This is a genomic window from Alteromonas profundi, from assembly GCF_010500865.1.
GTDB classification, from domain to species: Bacteria; Pseudomonadota; Gammaproteobacteria; order Enterobacterales; family Alteromonadaceae; genus Alteromonas; species Alteromonas profundi.
The window spans coordinates 1-14,712 of the sequence record NZ_JAAAWN010000028.1 but is presented as its reverse complement, the minus strand read 5'-3'; the positions used below and the strand labels follow the sequence as shown (position 1 = coordinate 14,712).

The following is a 14,712-nucleotide window of genomic DNA, read 5'->3' as shown; positions in this document are numbered from 1 at the left end:
GAAAAAACGCTTAACCAATGTTAAAGCTTTCGCCACAACCGCATTCATCAACCACGTTTGGGTTGTTATATTTGATGATGCCGTTCACACCTTCATGCACATAATCAATTTCTGTATTACGCAGCAGCTCTGCTGAATCGGCGGCTACTGCCACGTTTAGCGTAGGCGTAATCGCAACGATTTCATCATCAGCTTCGGCCTTATCAGCAAAATCTAACACATAGGCATAGCCTGTACAGCCACTCACTTTCGTGGCTAAACGAATTAATTGCCCAGGCTTGTCTTTAAGTTTGCTTTCAAAGTGCGATACAGCACTGTCGGTTAGCGTAATGAGTTGTGTACTAGGTACAAATGTTTCAACACCCATAAAGCCTCCTTAGGCCAACATCATTTTTGCTTTCTTAAGCGCAGCGAATAAGCTGTCTACTTCTTCAAGCGTATTGTAAATAGAAAACGACGCCCTTGCCGTGCCGGGAATGCCAAACCGTTTCATTAACGGTTGTGCGCAATTATCGCCGGTACGAATGGCTACCCCCTGACGGTCTAAGATAAACCCAACATCAGCGGGGTGAGACCCTTCAAGCAAAAAGCTTAAAACGCCTACTTTTTCTTTTGCCGTACCGATAATACGCAAGCCTTCAAAGTCGTTAGCAAGTTTGGTGGCGTAGTCTAGTAGCGCTTTTTCATGGCGGCGAAGCGCTGCAACGTCAAGGCTTTGAAACCATGCTACAGCCGCCCCCATGCCAATAGCGCCAGCAATATTTGGCGTGCCAGCTTCTAAACGATTAGGCAGTTCGCCCCATGTCGCTTCATGGTAGGTTACGTCTTTAATCATTTCGCCGCCAACCTGCCATACTGGCCAGTCTTTTAGCACCGACTTACGCCCCCACAGCACACCAATACCCGTAGGACCGAACAATTTATGCCCCGAAAACGCATAAAAATCGCAACCAATATCTTGTACATCCACGCCGCCATGGGCTATGCCCTGAGCGCCATCCACTAACACCCAAGCGCCTACGGCTTTGGCTTTGGCGGTTAGCTGCTTAATCGGATTTACCGTGCCTAACGCATTAGATACGTGAGGAAACGCGACCATCTTAGTATTCGCCGTGAGCAGTCTATCGAAGGCTTCAATATCTAACTCGCCACTATCGAAAACGGGCACTATATTCAGCGTGGCGCCGGCCCGGCGACAGGCCTGTTGCCAAGTAACCAAATTTGCGTGATGCTCTAACTCGGTCACTAAGACCTCATCGCCTTCAGCAAGTAATTGTCCTAAGCCATTAGCAACAATATTGATAGCTTCGGTGGTACCGCTCGTCCAGATAACTTCTTCGCGCGCAGTGGCATTAATAAAGTTAGCGACACTGGCTCTTGCGCCCTCATACCGACGTGTTGCCTCATCAGATAAATGATGGGCACCGCGATGGACATTCGCGTTTGTCGTCGTATAGAAATCGACAAGCGCATCTATCACTATTTGCGGCTTTTGCGTGGTAGCGGCATTATCTAAATACACCAATGGTTTTCCGTCTACTGACTGGGTCAATATTGGAAATTGGGCGCGAAGCGCAGCAACGTCTAGGCTCATTTCACCTCCATATGGGTGAATCGCTCACTTAATATAGGTAACAACCAATCGCGTATTGCCGCGTTCGGCACATCGTATACAAGCTCTCGGATAAAACCGAAGTTAAGCATTACTAACGCTTTGCTGCGCGGAACACCCCGAGTTAGCAAGTAATACAAGGCTTCTTCATCAATTTCTGCGACCGTTGCGCCGTGCGCACATTTTACGTCATCGGCATAAATTTCAAGCTCAGGCTTGGTATTGATGACACCACGGCGAGACAACAATAAGTTTCGGTTATTTAGCTCTGCCAAGGTTTTTTGCGCATCACGGTGGATATGGATACGTCCGTTAAATACGGCGCGCGCCTTATCTCCTACGATGCCACGGGCATTTTCTTCAGTCGTTCCATTTGGCATCGCGTGCTCAATGGTAGAGTGCAAATCAAACAACTCACCTTCAGCCAAAAGATAGATTGCATTCATCTTTGCATCGGCAAACTCACCCGCGTGGTGAATATCTACGTCTAAACGTGAAAGTTCGCTGCCGTAACCCACCATAGTGCTGTTTAGCGTTGAACGGTTATGTAGCTTAAAGTGACTACCACCTAACTGTTTCGCCGCGCCAGTAAACATGGCAAAGCGATAGTGTTCCAGGTGAGCGTCATCCGCAATATCATATTCTGCAAAGGCGGTGGTTAAGCTATCTACATCACCAACACCCTGCTCAACAATAATCGCCTTCGCTTTCTCGCCTAGCTTCACCACTACACGGGTATGGGCATCAAGGTTTTGCGTCGCCAGATTCACAATACGGATAGGCGTAGTAATGTCTGCTCCCGCCTCCACATTAATAAAAATACCGTGCTGACACAGTGCGTCGTTAACGCGCCCAAACAAATGGCGGGTAGGCTTAACTTGCCCGAATACACTTGCCACTGCCTGCTGGGTGTCACTATCATCGGTGTTTAGCGAAGTAATCGACATTCCGGCGGGAACATCTAACCCATTCACCTGAGTAATAAGCACGCCATCTACAAACACTAAATCGATAGCATTTAAATTATCGATAGCGGGCACAGGTGCGTCATGGCCCTGTGTTGCTATATTTACGTTGCGCTTTTCTACCGACGTAAGCGGCGTAAAACGCCAACTTTCATTTCTTCGAGCCGGCCAACCTTCGGTTTTAAGCTGCGTTAAGGCCTGCTGACGCACCGGCGCAAGGTAGTCCTGTATTTGCGCCTCGCCAATGACCTTTTCTAGCCATTGACTCATGCTTCAGCCTCCTCGTAAGACTTCCCAAGAAAGGCGTAACCGCTTTTCTCTACTTCATGCGCTAATGAGGCATCACCACTTTTAACAATTTTGCCGTCGGCAAGAATATGCACAAAGTCAGGCTTTATATAGTCAAGCAGGCGTTGATAGTGGGTAACCACAATAAAGCTACGCTTACCGTCACGTTGGCTATTTACACCATCTGCGACTACTTGCAGCGCATCGACATCAAGGCCAGAATCTGACTCATCAAGAATACATAATGAAGGCTCTAGCAAAATCATTTGCATGATTTCGTTACGCTTCTTCTCACCACCGGAGAAACCTTCGTTGACACCACGCTTTAAAAAGTCGAGGGGAAGCTGTACTTGTTTACACGCAGCTTTCGCTTTCTTTAAAAATTCGGCTGCGCTAAGGGGCTCTTCACCACGTTGCTCACGCATTGCGTTTACCGACTCTTTCATAAATTCCATGTTGCTTACGCCAGGAATTTCTACCGGGTACTGAAACGCGAGGAACAAGCCTTCGCGAGCACGCTCTTCAACTTCTAATTCAAGTAAATCTTTACCGTTTAAGGAAACGTCGCCTTCACTTACTTCATAACCGTCACGACCTGAAAGTACGTAACCTAGGGTACTTTTACCGGCCCCGTTAGGCCCCATGATAGCGTGTACTTCACCTGGCTTAACCTCTAGGTTTAGCCCTTTAATGATATTTTTCTCTTCCACGCTGGCATGTAAATTCTTGATACTAAGCATTGATTACCCCACTGAACCTTCAAGACTAATTTCGAGCAGCTTGCCGGCTTCGACAGCAAATTCCATTGGCAGCTCTTTGAATACTTCTTTACAAAAACCGTTCACAATCATAGAAACGGACTTCTCTGTGTCTAACCCACGTTGCTTACAAAGGAACAACTGTTCATCGCTTACCTTAGAGGTAGTCGCTTCGTGCTCTACAATGGCGCTAGGGTTACGACTTTCAATATACGGGAATGTGTGTGCACCACATTTATCGCCAATTAATAGCGAATCACATTCGGTAAAGTTACGGGCGCCATCGGCTCGCGGCCCCATTTGCACCAAACCACGATAGGCATTGTTGCTGTTGCCCGCCGATATCCCTTTAGAGATGATGGTGGACTTGGTATTTTTCCCTATGTGAATCATCTTGGTGCCCGTGTCGGCCTGCTGACGACCGCGGGTAAGTGCTACTGAATAGAACTCGCCTACACTGTTATCGCCTTTAAGCACGCAACTTGGATACTTCCAGGTTACCGCTGAGCCCGTTTCTACTTGGGTCCAAGAAATTTTCGCATTGGTATGGGCAATACCGCGTTTGGTCACAAAGTTATAAATACCGCCTTTGCCGTTTTCATCCCCTGGATACCAGTTCTGAACGGTAGAGTATTTAATTTGTGCATCATCCAGCGCCACCAACTCAACTACAGCCGCATGCAACTGATTTTCATCACGTTGCGGTGCGGTACAGCCTTCTAAGTAGCTCACATAACTGCCTTCGTCTGCAACAATCAAGGTACGCTCAAACTGCCCCGTATTCATTTCATTAATACGGAAATAGGTTGATAGTTCCATAGGGCAACGTGTGCCCTTTGGAATGTAGACGAACGAGCCATCGGTGAATACTGCGCTATTTAATGCTGCAAAGTAGTTATCGGTACGCGGAACTACCGAACCAATATACTTTTTCACTAAGTCTGGATATTTTTTGATCGCCTCGGAGATAGGACAGAATATAACCCCTGCATCTTCCAATTTCTCACGAAACGTCGTCACTACCGACACCGAGTCAAAAACAGCGTCCACCGCCACGCCCGCAAGCATTTCTTGCTCGTGCAGCGGAATACCTAGCTTTTCATAGGTACGCAGTAACTCAGGATCAACTTCATCAAGAGACTGTGGCTTATCTTTCATACTCTTTGGTGCAGAGTAATAAGAAATGGCTTGATAATCGACTTTTGGATAATCAACATGAGCCCAGTCTGGCTCTTCCATTTCAAGCCACGAACGGTACGCTTTAAGACGCCATTCTAGCATCCACTCTGGTTCGCCTTTCATCTGTGATATACGGCGGATCACTGACTCGTCCAGGCCACTTTCAAAAGTTTCAGATTCGATTTCCGAATAAAAACCGGCCTCGTACTTTCTTTCTAATGCCTGTTCGATCTGTTCACTCATGTTGGGATCTCACTTGTTTGCCTGGGTTTTCTGCCCTCATTTACCGGCCTCACGGTCTTGCCGGTAATCGTAAAAACGTACTTTTTACGTTTTTCACCTCATATCGTTCAAAAATCACACGATACACGAGCAGTCTAAAATTTAGGGCGGGTATTATATAATACCCGAGTATTTCACTCAAATATTCAACAGCCTTGTTGTCTTACATTCCTGTTAGTCTGAGGTGCATTTACACCCGTCGCTGACTAAAGTGTGTTGAAGACACACGTTGCTTTGGTTATTAACACGCCGATGAGACAGTGTCTCTCAACCTTTGCACCACATCGGTAACCTTGCTAATAACATATTCAATATCGCTTTCATTAGTAAATCGTCCCACACTGAAACGAATACCTGCATGGGCCAATTCATTGCTTCTGCCTATGGCTTTAAGCACATAAGAAGGCTCCAAACTTGCTGAGGTACATGCGGAGCCTGACGAAACCGCGATATCATTTAGGGCCATCATTAAACTTTCGCCATCTACATTGGCAAAGCTCACATTTAAGATACCTGCGATACGCTGACTAGGGTGCCCATTTAAGTACACCTCATCTAATTGGTTAATGCCTTGCCATAGTTTGTCGCGTAACTGGGCAATACGCTGTCTATCATGGTCTAGCTGCTGCTGTGCTAAGGCTAGCGCTTCCCCCATACCCACGATCTGATGCGTAGGTAACGTGCCTGAACGCATACCGCGTTCATGCCCACCGCCATGAATTTGCGCCACTAAGTTTATTTTAGGGCGACGGCGTACATATAAAGCACCTATACCTTTAGGGCCGTAGATTTTGTGTGCTGAAATAGACAACAAATCGATAGGCAAGCTTTGTAAATCAATGGCTACCTTGCCCACACTTTGCGCGGCGTCTACATGAAAAAGTATCTCGTGGCTTCGACAAAGCGCGCCTATTTCCGCTATATCCTGTATTACACCAAGCTCGTTATTAACGTGCATGATAGATACTAAAATGGTGTCTTTACGGATAGCCGCCTTGAGCTCATTTAAACTAACCAAGCCACTATCATCTACATCTAAATAAGTGACTTCATAACCCTGCCCTTCTAAATAAGCACAGGTATCTAGTACCGCTTTATGCTCAGTACTTGCGGTAATAATATGTTTGCCTTTTTCAGCATACCCATAGGCCACCCCTTTAATCGCAAGGTTGTCAGACTCGGTAGCCCCCGAAGTAAATACAATTTCACGGGGGTCGCAGTTCAGCGCATCACTTATCTGATTACGGGCAACATCTACGGCCTCTTCTGCCATCCAGCCAAAGCGATACGAACGTGAAGCGGGATTGCCGAAATTACCTTCAATTGTTAGACACTTTGCCATCACTTCTGCAACCCGTGGGTCCACTGGGGTGGTGGCAGCGTAGTCTAAATAAATGGGTGTTCTTTGTGTCATAAAACCGGCTCTGCTACTTGGTTAAAGCTGGATACTTACTTCAATATCGTTAGCCACATTACGTAACGACGTGCTTTTATCTTGGCGTCCAGCGACTTCTTGCACATCTCGCTTCGCCATCAGCTCTGCCAACGTAATAGAATTTAAAAACGTACTAATGCGATCGCTTAAATCCTGCCACAAGCTATGGGTAAGGCAACGATCGCCCCCTTGGCAGTCGGCCTGACCTTGGCACCGAGTGGCGTCAACCGATTCGTCGACCGCGCGAATAACTTCACCAATGGCGATAGTGCTAGCCTCTCTCCCTAACAAGTAGCCGCCACCGGGGCCGCGTACACTGTCCACTAGTTGTTCTTTACGTAAACGCGAAAACAATTGTTCAAGGTAAGAAAGAGAGATTTCTTGGCGCTGTGAAATATCAGCAAGTGGGACAGGCCCCTGCGTTGAATGTAACGCCACGTCCAGCATTGCTGTTACTGCGTACCGCCCTTTTGAGGTTAATTTCATAGCATCCCCGCCGTTGGATTTTTATGCGAGAATTTTCACATACCTGACTAAAATGGTCAAGTATAAAACCTAGTATTTTAGTCAAGTATTATGTGGTTTCCATTCCAAGTCTGGAATAGTTTCTAATGAAGGTGGAATATTCAGTCCTGAACATACAGGCACTATAGGAAAGCGCCGAAGAAACCTTAAAAGACACTAGTAGCAATACCCAAGAGACGCATTGTTATCTTTTTCATTGATCTCGCTGTTAGTGCCAAAGTCAGTATCCGTTGTTGAAATTTAGAAGAGGAAGCAACAATAGAAGACTGTGGTGTCTACACAAACGACTGGAAAATAACTGTGTTTCAAGTAGAAGCGAAGGGGATTGAACGTAATCCCCCTAAGCCAACTTCGTGCACTGGAACAGGTATTATGTGCCGCAAGCGGTGGTATTAGCGATAATTACAATCTTCCATATTTTCCATAAATATTCCGCCATGTGTAGCGATAGCAGCATTATTTAATACACCTATAGTTTCTTTCATCAAACGTTTGGCAGAATAACAATCTTGTTCTATGGTTATTTTTTAATCAAAACCAGATAAGAAAAACCATGGACGAATTGAACCGTAGGCATACGTTAAAAGTTTTGGCCACGCTTGTCGGCAGTGCCTTTCTCCCTTCATGCTGTCTTCTTTCAGGCAGAACGTCAAATTGCGAGCATTACCAATTTGCCCATATAACGAAACCTGTAATCGATATGCATGCCCACTTTTTCAACGCTACAGATTTAATGGTCGGTGAGTACATAACGGGACCGGCACTTAGTGATTTTTTCGGAGACCGTTTTGAGCACGTCAGAGAGCTTTTGAAAAGAATTGCAAACGCTATCATTGCGCTTGCTACTACATTCCAACAGCATATCAGTGCTGAAAATGAACTCCGCTGGTTAAAATCGACCGACGCCTGCAGTGTTTCTGAGGAATACAACACCATTTCCCAAGAGTTTTATACCTATGTCACTGAAAGAGAACGTACCAAAAGCATGTCACTCAACAATTCTCTAGAAGAGTTACGCTTTGAGACGCTTTTAAATAGAGCAGATCGAGAGTTGAGTACATCAATGAATAAGACCAATCCTGAGCAATACACCACGCCTTCCGATATTGTGTTTACAGCCGACACGCTTGCGAAAGCCGCTTCAGTTCCTTCACAATTGCAAGAGAAAACAGGAGCGGCAGAGTTCTCATCGGTTTGTCCCACTGATAACAATGCCGTATTTCGTATATTGGCTTTTGCAGCTCGTGCGCTGGCCAGACGAAGTACGAATGTTCAAGCCTACTATGACAAATATAGCTTGCACCCGGTTAATGGCTATGGAGTCAAACACGTGATGAATATCAGTTGTGACTTTGACTTTTTTCTTGGTTGCCCTCAGTACCGCTCTTCAATCGCAGACCAAATTAAAGTGCATGAACAAATTTTTCATCATTCTAAAGGTTTTGCACTCCCCGTGCTCGGCGTCAATCCTTGGAAAATGTACCACGATGATGATTATGCCACTCTCGTAGACAACACACTTAAAAACGGTATATATAAAGGTGTAAAACTGTATCCGAGTATCGGCTACTCTGTGTCAGGTGAAATTCGCGATGGAGTAAGGCAGCGAAAATGTAACGGCAAGGGTATCAATGAAAAAATGCTAGCTGAAGGCATGGATAAACTTATAAGCATTGTCTATGATCGGAAGGCGTACATTACTTCTCACACTACCTATTCAAAGGCGGCTGAGAGGGGCTCGGAAAAGCTGGCTTCATCAAAATATTGGGTTGCACATTTACGTCAGCGACCCGACCTAAAAGTAAATTTTGGCCACATGGGCGACCCAAGCGATAATGGTGGAAGCGAGTGGCGTAAGGGCTTTTTATCTCTCATGAGCCAATATGAAAATGTGCATGCAGACTTCGGCTACCACGATTACGACAACTACGATGTTCTAAAAAATGATCTGACGTCATTTATTAATGATTATGGCGTGGGAATCTTGAAAAAAATCGCTTATGGCTCTGACTGGTACATGATAAGCAAGGATGAGGGGGCAAATGCTTACCTTTGTTCTGCCAGTTTAAATTTTGAGCGGGCTGTGCGTGAAAACGTCATTAGAGACGATCACTTAAGAGATATGTTTTATAACAATGCGGTTCGTTTTTTAAGTTTAAAAGACTGAGTATACCTGCTCGATGCAATATAAGCCCCAAAAAAGCATCGAAAAGATGTTCGGTAAAGTGAACGTGGTCACGTCCCCCGTTTTTACAAAAACGGAGGGCGTCGTAAAGTAAAGAAAACTTCAGGAAAAACGCCGTTCCACAAGCCCAAAAGAGAAACAAAATATCACCACATCTACTATGGAATATCCTCGAGAAAAACTTGCCCTTATAAAGAAGTGAGCGCTGAATCTGATAAGGAAAAAGCAAGTATTTACTTCCATAACTCAGCATTTGCAAAAAATACTAGAAAGTCGAAAAGCGAACATAAATACCACGTAAAAAAATGCACAGAGCATAAATGGTAAAGGCATTTCTTTTCGTTCTAGAGGCGCCGAGATAAAGGTATTTTTTATCAAGTAAAGAAGGGTTGCAAATGTCTGCAAAGTTAGTAGGCCCTAGTTAATTCTAAGGAGATAAAAATTTGCAGAATAAAGAACCCCAAATCGGTATTTTTTGGCTTTACAATTCACGGGTTATTGCTAAATCTACGCCGCTAGAAGCATTGTCACCCGATAGTTTGTCCTTATATGACTGCGCGTATAGCCACTATATTGAATGGGAGAAGAACGCAATTTTTCTTCCATTATATCCGGAACTTATTGGCAGTGAATACCAAGAATATAGCAGGGGTCGAATAGTTTACTGTGCAACAACTGCAATATTCAAAATTTATGCAGATAAACACTTTATCGATAGCGCGGCAAGCCAGCGATTAGTGCGAGATAGGTTTAGCTTAAATGGGCGTAATTGCTCGTGGCATGTAGATAGTCATTATCAACGGTTTCAATGCGCCCCTCTATCATAAAGCGGAAAGGCTTAAATTGGCTGCCCGAAGAAAGGCGGGCTAATGACTTAGCCCGTATTCACTTTTGCAATGCGGCGTTAATTCGCTTGCTTAACATGTAAACATCCAACTTCGGCATCGATTATTTCTACCCGCTCGCCTTTAGGTATGCGTTCAGCGCTTTTTATTTTCCACAGCACTCCTGAATACTTCATAGAGGCATCTTGGCCTGGGCCTACTTCTATGTCGAGGTCAAAGGTATTTCCAATGAGATCGCTTTTAACCTTGGTAGGAGCTTTGTCTTTTTGAAGCCCTTTCATCGGCCCCCATAGCAATGCCATCAATACCGCATCTAAAATAGCGGTGGCGATAAATGCACTAAATAGGTCACTTTCAAGCAAGCCCATAAACATGGCTGCAGAGACAATAATTGTCGATAAGCCTAACGTCAGTAACAAAATAGTGGAAAACCCTAGCAATACTTCCCCAATAAGGAGTACAAAACCAAACGCGAGTAAGTAATTAGGTAAGCTTTCCATTAATTCACCTTTTTGCCAATGGTGTTAGAGATAGTCATGGCTTGTGCCACTACACTGCCAATATCGGTACCACTGTCAGGAAGTAGAATAATTGAGCCTTCTTTCGCAATCTGTTCTTTCGCTTTAATGGCACCTTTTGCTAAGTCTAACTGAACCGCTTTTTGGCCCTCTTCGGTAGCTGCTGCCTTACCCACTTTTTCAAGTGCTTCGGCGTCTGCCTGTGCCACACGAATAATCGCTTGAGCTTCACCGTCTGATTTTAAGATTTGTTCTTCTCGCTCAGCTTGCGCAGCTAATACAATCGCCTGCTTTTCACCTTCTGCGCGGTTTATTGCCGCCTGTCTATCACCTTCAGATTCGAGAATTTGCGCCCGCTTTAAACGCTCAGCTTTCATCTGTTGCTCCATTGCACTTAACACCGACTCTGGAGGGTTGATATCTTTAAGTTCATAACGTAATACCTGAACCCCCCAAGGCATAGCGGCTTCATTTAGCGCACTTACAATGTTGGTATTTAAGGCATCTCGTTCTTCAAAGGTTTTATCTAATTCCATTTTCCCCAACTCAGAACGCATGGTGGTTTGCGCTAGCTGCTTAACCGCGAAAGCATAATCTTCCACTCCATACGTGGCTTTATATGGGTCAACCACGCGAAAATACAGCACGCCATCTACGCTAAGTGTGATGTTATCTTTGGTAATGGCAGATTGTTCTGGCACATCTGCTGCTTGCTCTTTAAGTGAGCGATCTGCCGCGACCGTATCGATAAAAGGCAGAATAAAATTTAGCCCGGCTTCTAGCGTTCTATTGTATTTCCCAAACCGAGAGATAATAAAAGCACGGTTTTGAGGCACAAAGCGTACCGATACCTTTAATGTCACGATAACTAATATAAGCACCATGGTTTGGTATGAAAAAATGAGGTTTAAAATACTCTGATCCATCGTTTTATTTTCCTTTTAATGATGGGGGGCCGTGAGCTATGTTTAGCTCAGGCATAACAATATTCCTTTGCAGACATTGCCCGTGGCAATCGGCTGCAGAGTAGACATACAGTTAATTTGCACTGCCGTCGCGTTTCATATTATAGGTATTTTTCTCTATCGCGTAGTAAAAAGCGACACTGATTTGTTTCTAATGATGTATTACACACCTACTTGCAAACATGGAAGTAGGTGTTCGCCGGGTGCTCATGCTCCCGTGGGGATAGTTAGAATGGCGTTCGTCCGTACACTAGATGCTTGGATCAAAAGATTGATGGTCGCCTTTCGCATTTTGTTGTTTTTCAGCCAATTCAATTCCGGTATCGGCAAAATCTTCGGCGGTAAGATTGTGCAGGTTGTCGGTACACACATCGCCACCAAGCGCTTGAATAACCTTGCACATTTCTTCCACCTTCGTATCCATTTGATGCATGTGCTCAAGCATTATACCCATAGCATTAGCTACCGGGTCTGGGTTATCTGGCGCTACAGCGTAGGCATCGAAGCCATATTTTCGAGCAATTTTATCTCGCTTTGGATTAACTTCTGCTTGGCTTTGTTGCTTATTAATAATAATGCGTCCTGGTATACCCACTGCCGTTGCGCCATCAGGAATGTCCTTAACGACCACTGAGTTAGACCCTACCTTGGCATTTTCTCCAATAGTTATTGGCCCTAACACCTTTGCGCCCGCGCCCACAACAGCACCTTGCTTTAACGTAGGATGACGTTTCCCGGCCTTCCAACTCGTTCCTCCGAGCGTAACCCCATGGTATAAGGTAACATCATCGCCAATATCTGCGGTTTCACCTATTACCACACCCATGCCGTGATCGATAAATACCCGTCGACCGAGTGTTGCGCCTGGGTGTATTTCAATGCCCGTTAACCAACGGCTAAAAGTGGACAAGGTGCGTGCTAACCATTTCCAGTTCGCCCTCCATAGCGCATGGCTGGCACGATGCAACCATACCGCGTGTAGGCCCGGGTAGTTTGTAAGCACTTCAAAGGTATTTCTCGCCGCCGGGTCGCGATGAAATACGCCTTGTATATCGTCTTTAATACGTGAAAACACAACGGCTCCCTACTCGTCTTTCACTGATTTATTGATAGACGCTAATATGCCGCGAAGAATATTGAGCTCTTGAGATTCAGGGCGAGCGCGGTTAAATAAACGTCTTAACTTGGTCATTACCACCCCAGGGTGATTTTTACGAATAAAACTCGTCTTTTCTAGGGTAGATTCAAGGTGAACGTAGAACCGCTCTAGGTCTTCATTAAGCGGGTATTCGTCTTCAACCTCTGGGTACGACTCTCTATTTAAATACGCCATGCGAATTTCATAACATAAGGTTTGTACCGCAGCGGCGAGGTTCAGTGAGCTATACTCAGGGTTTGCCGGAATACACATATGAAAATGGCACTGTTGTAATTCTTCATTGCTAAGGCCACTATTTTCGCGACCAAACACAAGCGCCACGGGATATTTCGCCACTTCTTGTACCAGCTTTTCCCCGCAGTCGCGAGGCCCAAGCATAGGCCAGGAGTGAGTACGAGAACGCGCAGAAGTGCCTACCACTAGCCCGCAGTCTTTTACTGCCTCTTCTAAACTATCGACAATTTGTGCATTTGCAAGTACATCCCCTGCTCCTGCTGCTAATGCACTGGCTTGACCATCTGGCGCATTAATGGGGTCAACTAAATACAAACTGCTTAGGCCCATAGTTTTCATGGCGCGCGCGGTAGAACCTATGTTGCCTGTATGAGAGGTGTTGACCAAAATAATGCGAATATTGTCGAGCATGCAAAGTTACCTGTAAACTGCGTTGTAATAATGCCGCAGAGTGTAGCACAGTAGCGCTATAGAGGGCTATCGGTTCACCTTAGGCGCACGCTCATGCAATCTGGCGAATAGGGTCTACTTCCTGGTTTCATTTTTGGCGTAAAGTGAAACATTGATTTAATTTGCATCAATGCCCAATTCTGTTAAAATTCGCGCGTTTTCAACCCAACCCTCGTTAGCGTTTATGCATTGTTGCTAAGTTTTTGGCAATGAGCAGCATAATAATCTAATAGGGCTGAGTTTCCTGATCTTTTACAATTGGTGGTTAATCTATGCATCCTATGCTGAATATTGCAGTGCGCGCTGCGCGTGCGGCGGGAACAGTTATTGTTCGCGGTTTCGAAAAACATAATGAAGTAGCAACAGAGTCAAAAGGCTTAAATGACTTCGTTACACAAGTAGACAAAGACGCGGAACAAGCAATTATTGCTAAAATTCAGCAATCGTTTCCTAATCATTGCTTTATGGGTGAGGAATCTGGCGAAACTGCTGGCACAGATACAGATTATCAGTGGATTATCGATCCACTCGATGGCACCACTAATTTTGTAAAAGGCATTCCCCACTTTGCGGTATCTATCGCGCTTCTTCATAAAGGCCGTTTAGACCAAGCGGTTGTATTTGATCCCATTCGTAGTGAACTGTTTACTGCCAGCCGAGGACAAGGTGCTCAGCTAAACGGTTACAGGATCCGCGCATCAAAGCCTCGAGATCTTAGCGAAACCATTATTGCCACTGGTATGCCTTTTAAAAATAAAGCACAGTTCGGTGAATACGCATTAAGCTTAAATAAAATATTCCACGATGTGGGTGATATTCGCCGCGCTGGAAGCGCCGCGCTTGATCTCGCCTATGTAGCGGCAGGTCGCCACGACGGTTACTGGGAACGCGGTATTAAAACCTGGGATATTGCAGCGGGTGAACTTATTGTTCGCGAAGCTGGCGGCCTAGTCACCGACTTTAAGGGCGGAAACGACCCCTTGTACAAAGGTGAAATTGTTGCCGGCAGTGCTAAGGTTGTTCAAGGCTTAGTTAAACACTTAAAATAAGTCTCCTTGCTACCTCTCATAGCGCTTTGACTTGTCCTGGAATAAGTTGACACTTATTTCGGTTAAAACGCCCGATGTATTTCATCGGGCGTTTTGTATTTTAGAGCCATATGTGGCCGCCTGCCATTGTATATTGCTACGGATTCGACAACCATCTTTCTCGCCTCCTCTAAATTACGAGGTTTTGTAAGCAAGTATTCGTTTTTCAGAATACCATTTATCCGCTCTGCAAGAGCATTTTGATAGCAGTCGTAACCATCTGT

General features: G+C 45.2%; 15 protein-coding genes. 3 read left to right on the top strand and 12 right to left on the bottom strand.

What is annotated here, in order from left to right:
- Positions 1 to 10 precede the first annotated feature (10 nt).
- The 7 genes from GTH32_RS16405 to iscR all read right to left on the bottom strand — a co-directional run bounded on the left by GTH32_RS16405 (position 11) and on the right by iscR (position 7,005).
- Positions 11 to 367: a HesB/IscA family protein gene (locus tag GTH32_RS16405; RefSeq protein WP_163087775.1), complete on the bottom strand. Its 357-nt coding sequence runs from the start codon at positions 365 to 367 to the stop codon at positions 11 to 13.
- Between the two features lie 9 nt (positions 368 to 376).
- Entirely contained in the window at positions 377 to 1,594 is a 1,218-nt protein-coding gene (locus tag GTH32_RS16400) for an aminotransferase class V-fold PLP-dependent enzyme (RefSeq protein WP_163087773.1), read from the bottom strand.
- Positions 1,591 to 2,847 (bottom strand): Fe-S cluster assembly protein SufD, encoded by a 1,257-nt coding sequence (gene sufD, locus GTH32_RS16395; RefSeq protein WP_163087771.1) that lies wholly within the window; start codon positions 2,845 to 2,847, stop codon positions 1,591 to 1,593. The genes GTH32_RS16400 and sufD overlap by 4 nt, the downstream gene beginning before the upstream one ends.
- On the bottom strand, positions 2,844 to 3,605 hold the full coding sequence (gene sufC, locus GTH32_RS16390; RefSeq protein ID WP_163087769.1) for a Fe-S cluster assembly ATPase SufC: 762 nt from the start codon (positions 3,603 to 3,605) through the stop codon (positions 2,844 to 2,846). Before sufC ends, sufD begins: the two co-directional genes overlap by 4 nt.
- Positions 3,606 to 3,608: 3 nt before the next feature.
- Positions 3,609 to 5,045, bottom strand: a complete 1,437-nt coding sequence (gene sufB / locus GTH32_RS16385) for a Fe-S cluster assembly protein SufB (RefSeq protein WP_163087767.1) — start codon at positions 5,043 to 5,045, stop codon at positions 3,609 to 3,611.
- A gap of 280 nt (positions 5,046 to 5,325) precedes the next feature.
- Positions 5,326 to 6,498 (bottom strand): IscS subfamily cysteine desulfurase, encoded by a 1,173-nt coding sequence (locus GTH32_RS16380; RefSeq protein ID WP_163087766.1) that lies wholly within the window; start codon positions 6,496 to 6,498, stop codon positions 5,326 to 5,328.
- Positions 6,499 to 6,519: 21 nt separating this feature from the next.
- Positions 6,520 to 7,005: a Fe-S cluster assembly transcriptional regulator IscR gene (gene iscR / locus GTH32_RS16375; protein WP_163087764.1), complete on the bottom strand. Its 486-nt coding sequence runs from the start codon at positions 7,003 to 7,005 to the stop codon at positions 6,520 to 6,522.
- 592 nt (positions 7,006 to 7,597) lie between these two features.
- Between iscR and GTH32_RS16370 the strand changes: the two genes are divergently transcribed.
- Positions 7,598 to 9,211 (top strand): amidohydrolase family protein, encoded by a 1,614-nt coding sequence (locus GTH32_RS16370; RefSeq protein WP_163087762.1) that lies wholly within the window; start codon positions 7,598 to 7,600, stop codon positions 9,209 to 9,211.
- A 461-nt stretch (positions 9,212 to 9,672) separates the two neighbouring features.
- Positions 9,673 to 10,056, top strand: a complete 384-nt coding sequence (locus GTH32_RS16365) for a hypothetical protein (protein WP_163087760.1) — start codon at positions 9,673 to 9,675, stop codon at positions 10,054 to 10,056.
- 77 nt (positions 10,057 to 10,133) lie between these two features.
- On the opposite strand, the gene GTH32_RS16360 is transcribed toward GTH32_RS16365, so the two are convergent.
- The 4 genes from GTH32_RS16360 to trmJ form a co-directional block, all read right to left on the bottom strand.
- On the bottom strand, positions 10,134 to 10,574 hold the full coding sequence (locus GTH32_RS16360) for an NfeD family protein (protein ID WP_163087758.1): 441 nt from the start codon (positions 10,572 to 10,574) through the stop codon (positions 10,134 to 10,136).
- Positions 10,574 to 11,518, bottom strand: a complete 945-nt coding sequence (locus tag GTH32_RS16355) for an SPFH domain-containing protein (protein WP_163087756.1) — start codon at positions 11,516 to 11,518, stop codon at positions 10,574 to 10,576. The genes GTH32_RS16360 and GTH32_RS16355 overlap by 1 nt, the downstream gene beginning before the upstream one ends.
- A 289-nt stretch (positions 11,519 to 11,807) precedes the next feature.
- A complete protein-coding gene (gene cysE, locus GTH32_RS16350) occupies positions 11,808 to 12,632 on the bottom strand; it encodes a serine O-acetyltransferase (RefSeq protein WP_163087754.1) in 825 nt (274 codons plus the stop codon).
- A gap of 9 nt (positions 12,633 to 12,641) precedes the next feature.
- On the bottom strand, positions 12,642 to 13,361 hold the full coding sequence (gene trmJ / locus GTH32_RS16345; protein ID WP_163087752.1) for a tRNA (cytosine(32)/uridine(32)-2'-O)-methyltransferase TrmJ: 720 nt from the start codon (positions 13,359 to 13,361) through the stop codon (positions 12,642 to 12,644).
- A gap of 311 nt (positions 13,362 to 13,672) precedes the next feature.
- On the opposite strand from trmJ, the gene suhB reads away from it, so the two are divergent.
- Positions 13,673 to 14,449, top strand: a complete 777-nt coding sequence (gene suhB / locus GTH32_RS16340; protein ID WP_163087750.1) for an inositol-1-monophosphatase — start codon at positions 13,673 to 13,675, stop codon at positions 14,447 to 14,449.
- 62 nt (positions 14,450 to 14,511) lie between these two features.
- On the opposite strand, the gene GTH32_RS16335 is transcribed toward suhB, so the two are convergent.
- A partial coding sequence (locus GTH32_RS16335) for an integrase core domain-containing protein (RefSeq protein WP_163087748.1) occupies positions 14,512 to 14,712 on the bottom strand: 201 nt, incomplete at its 5' end.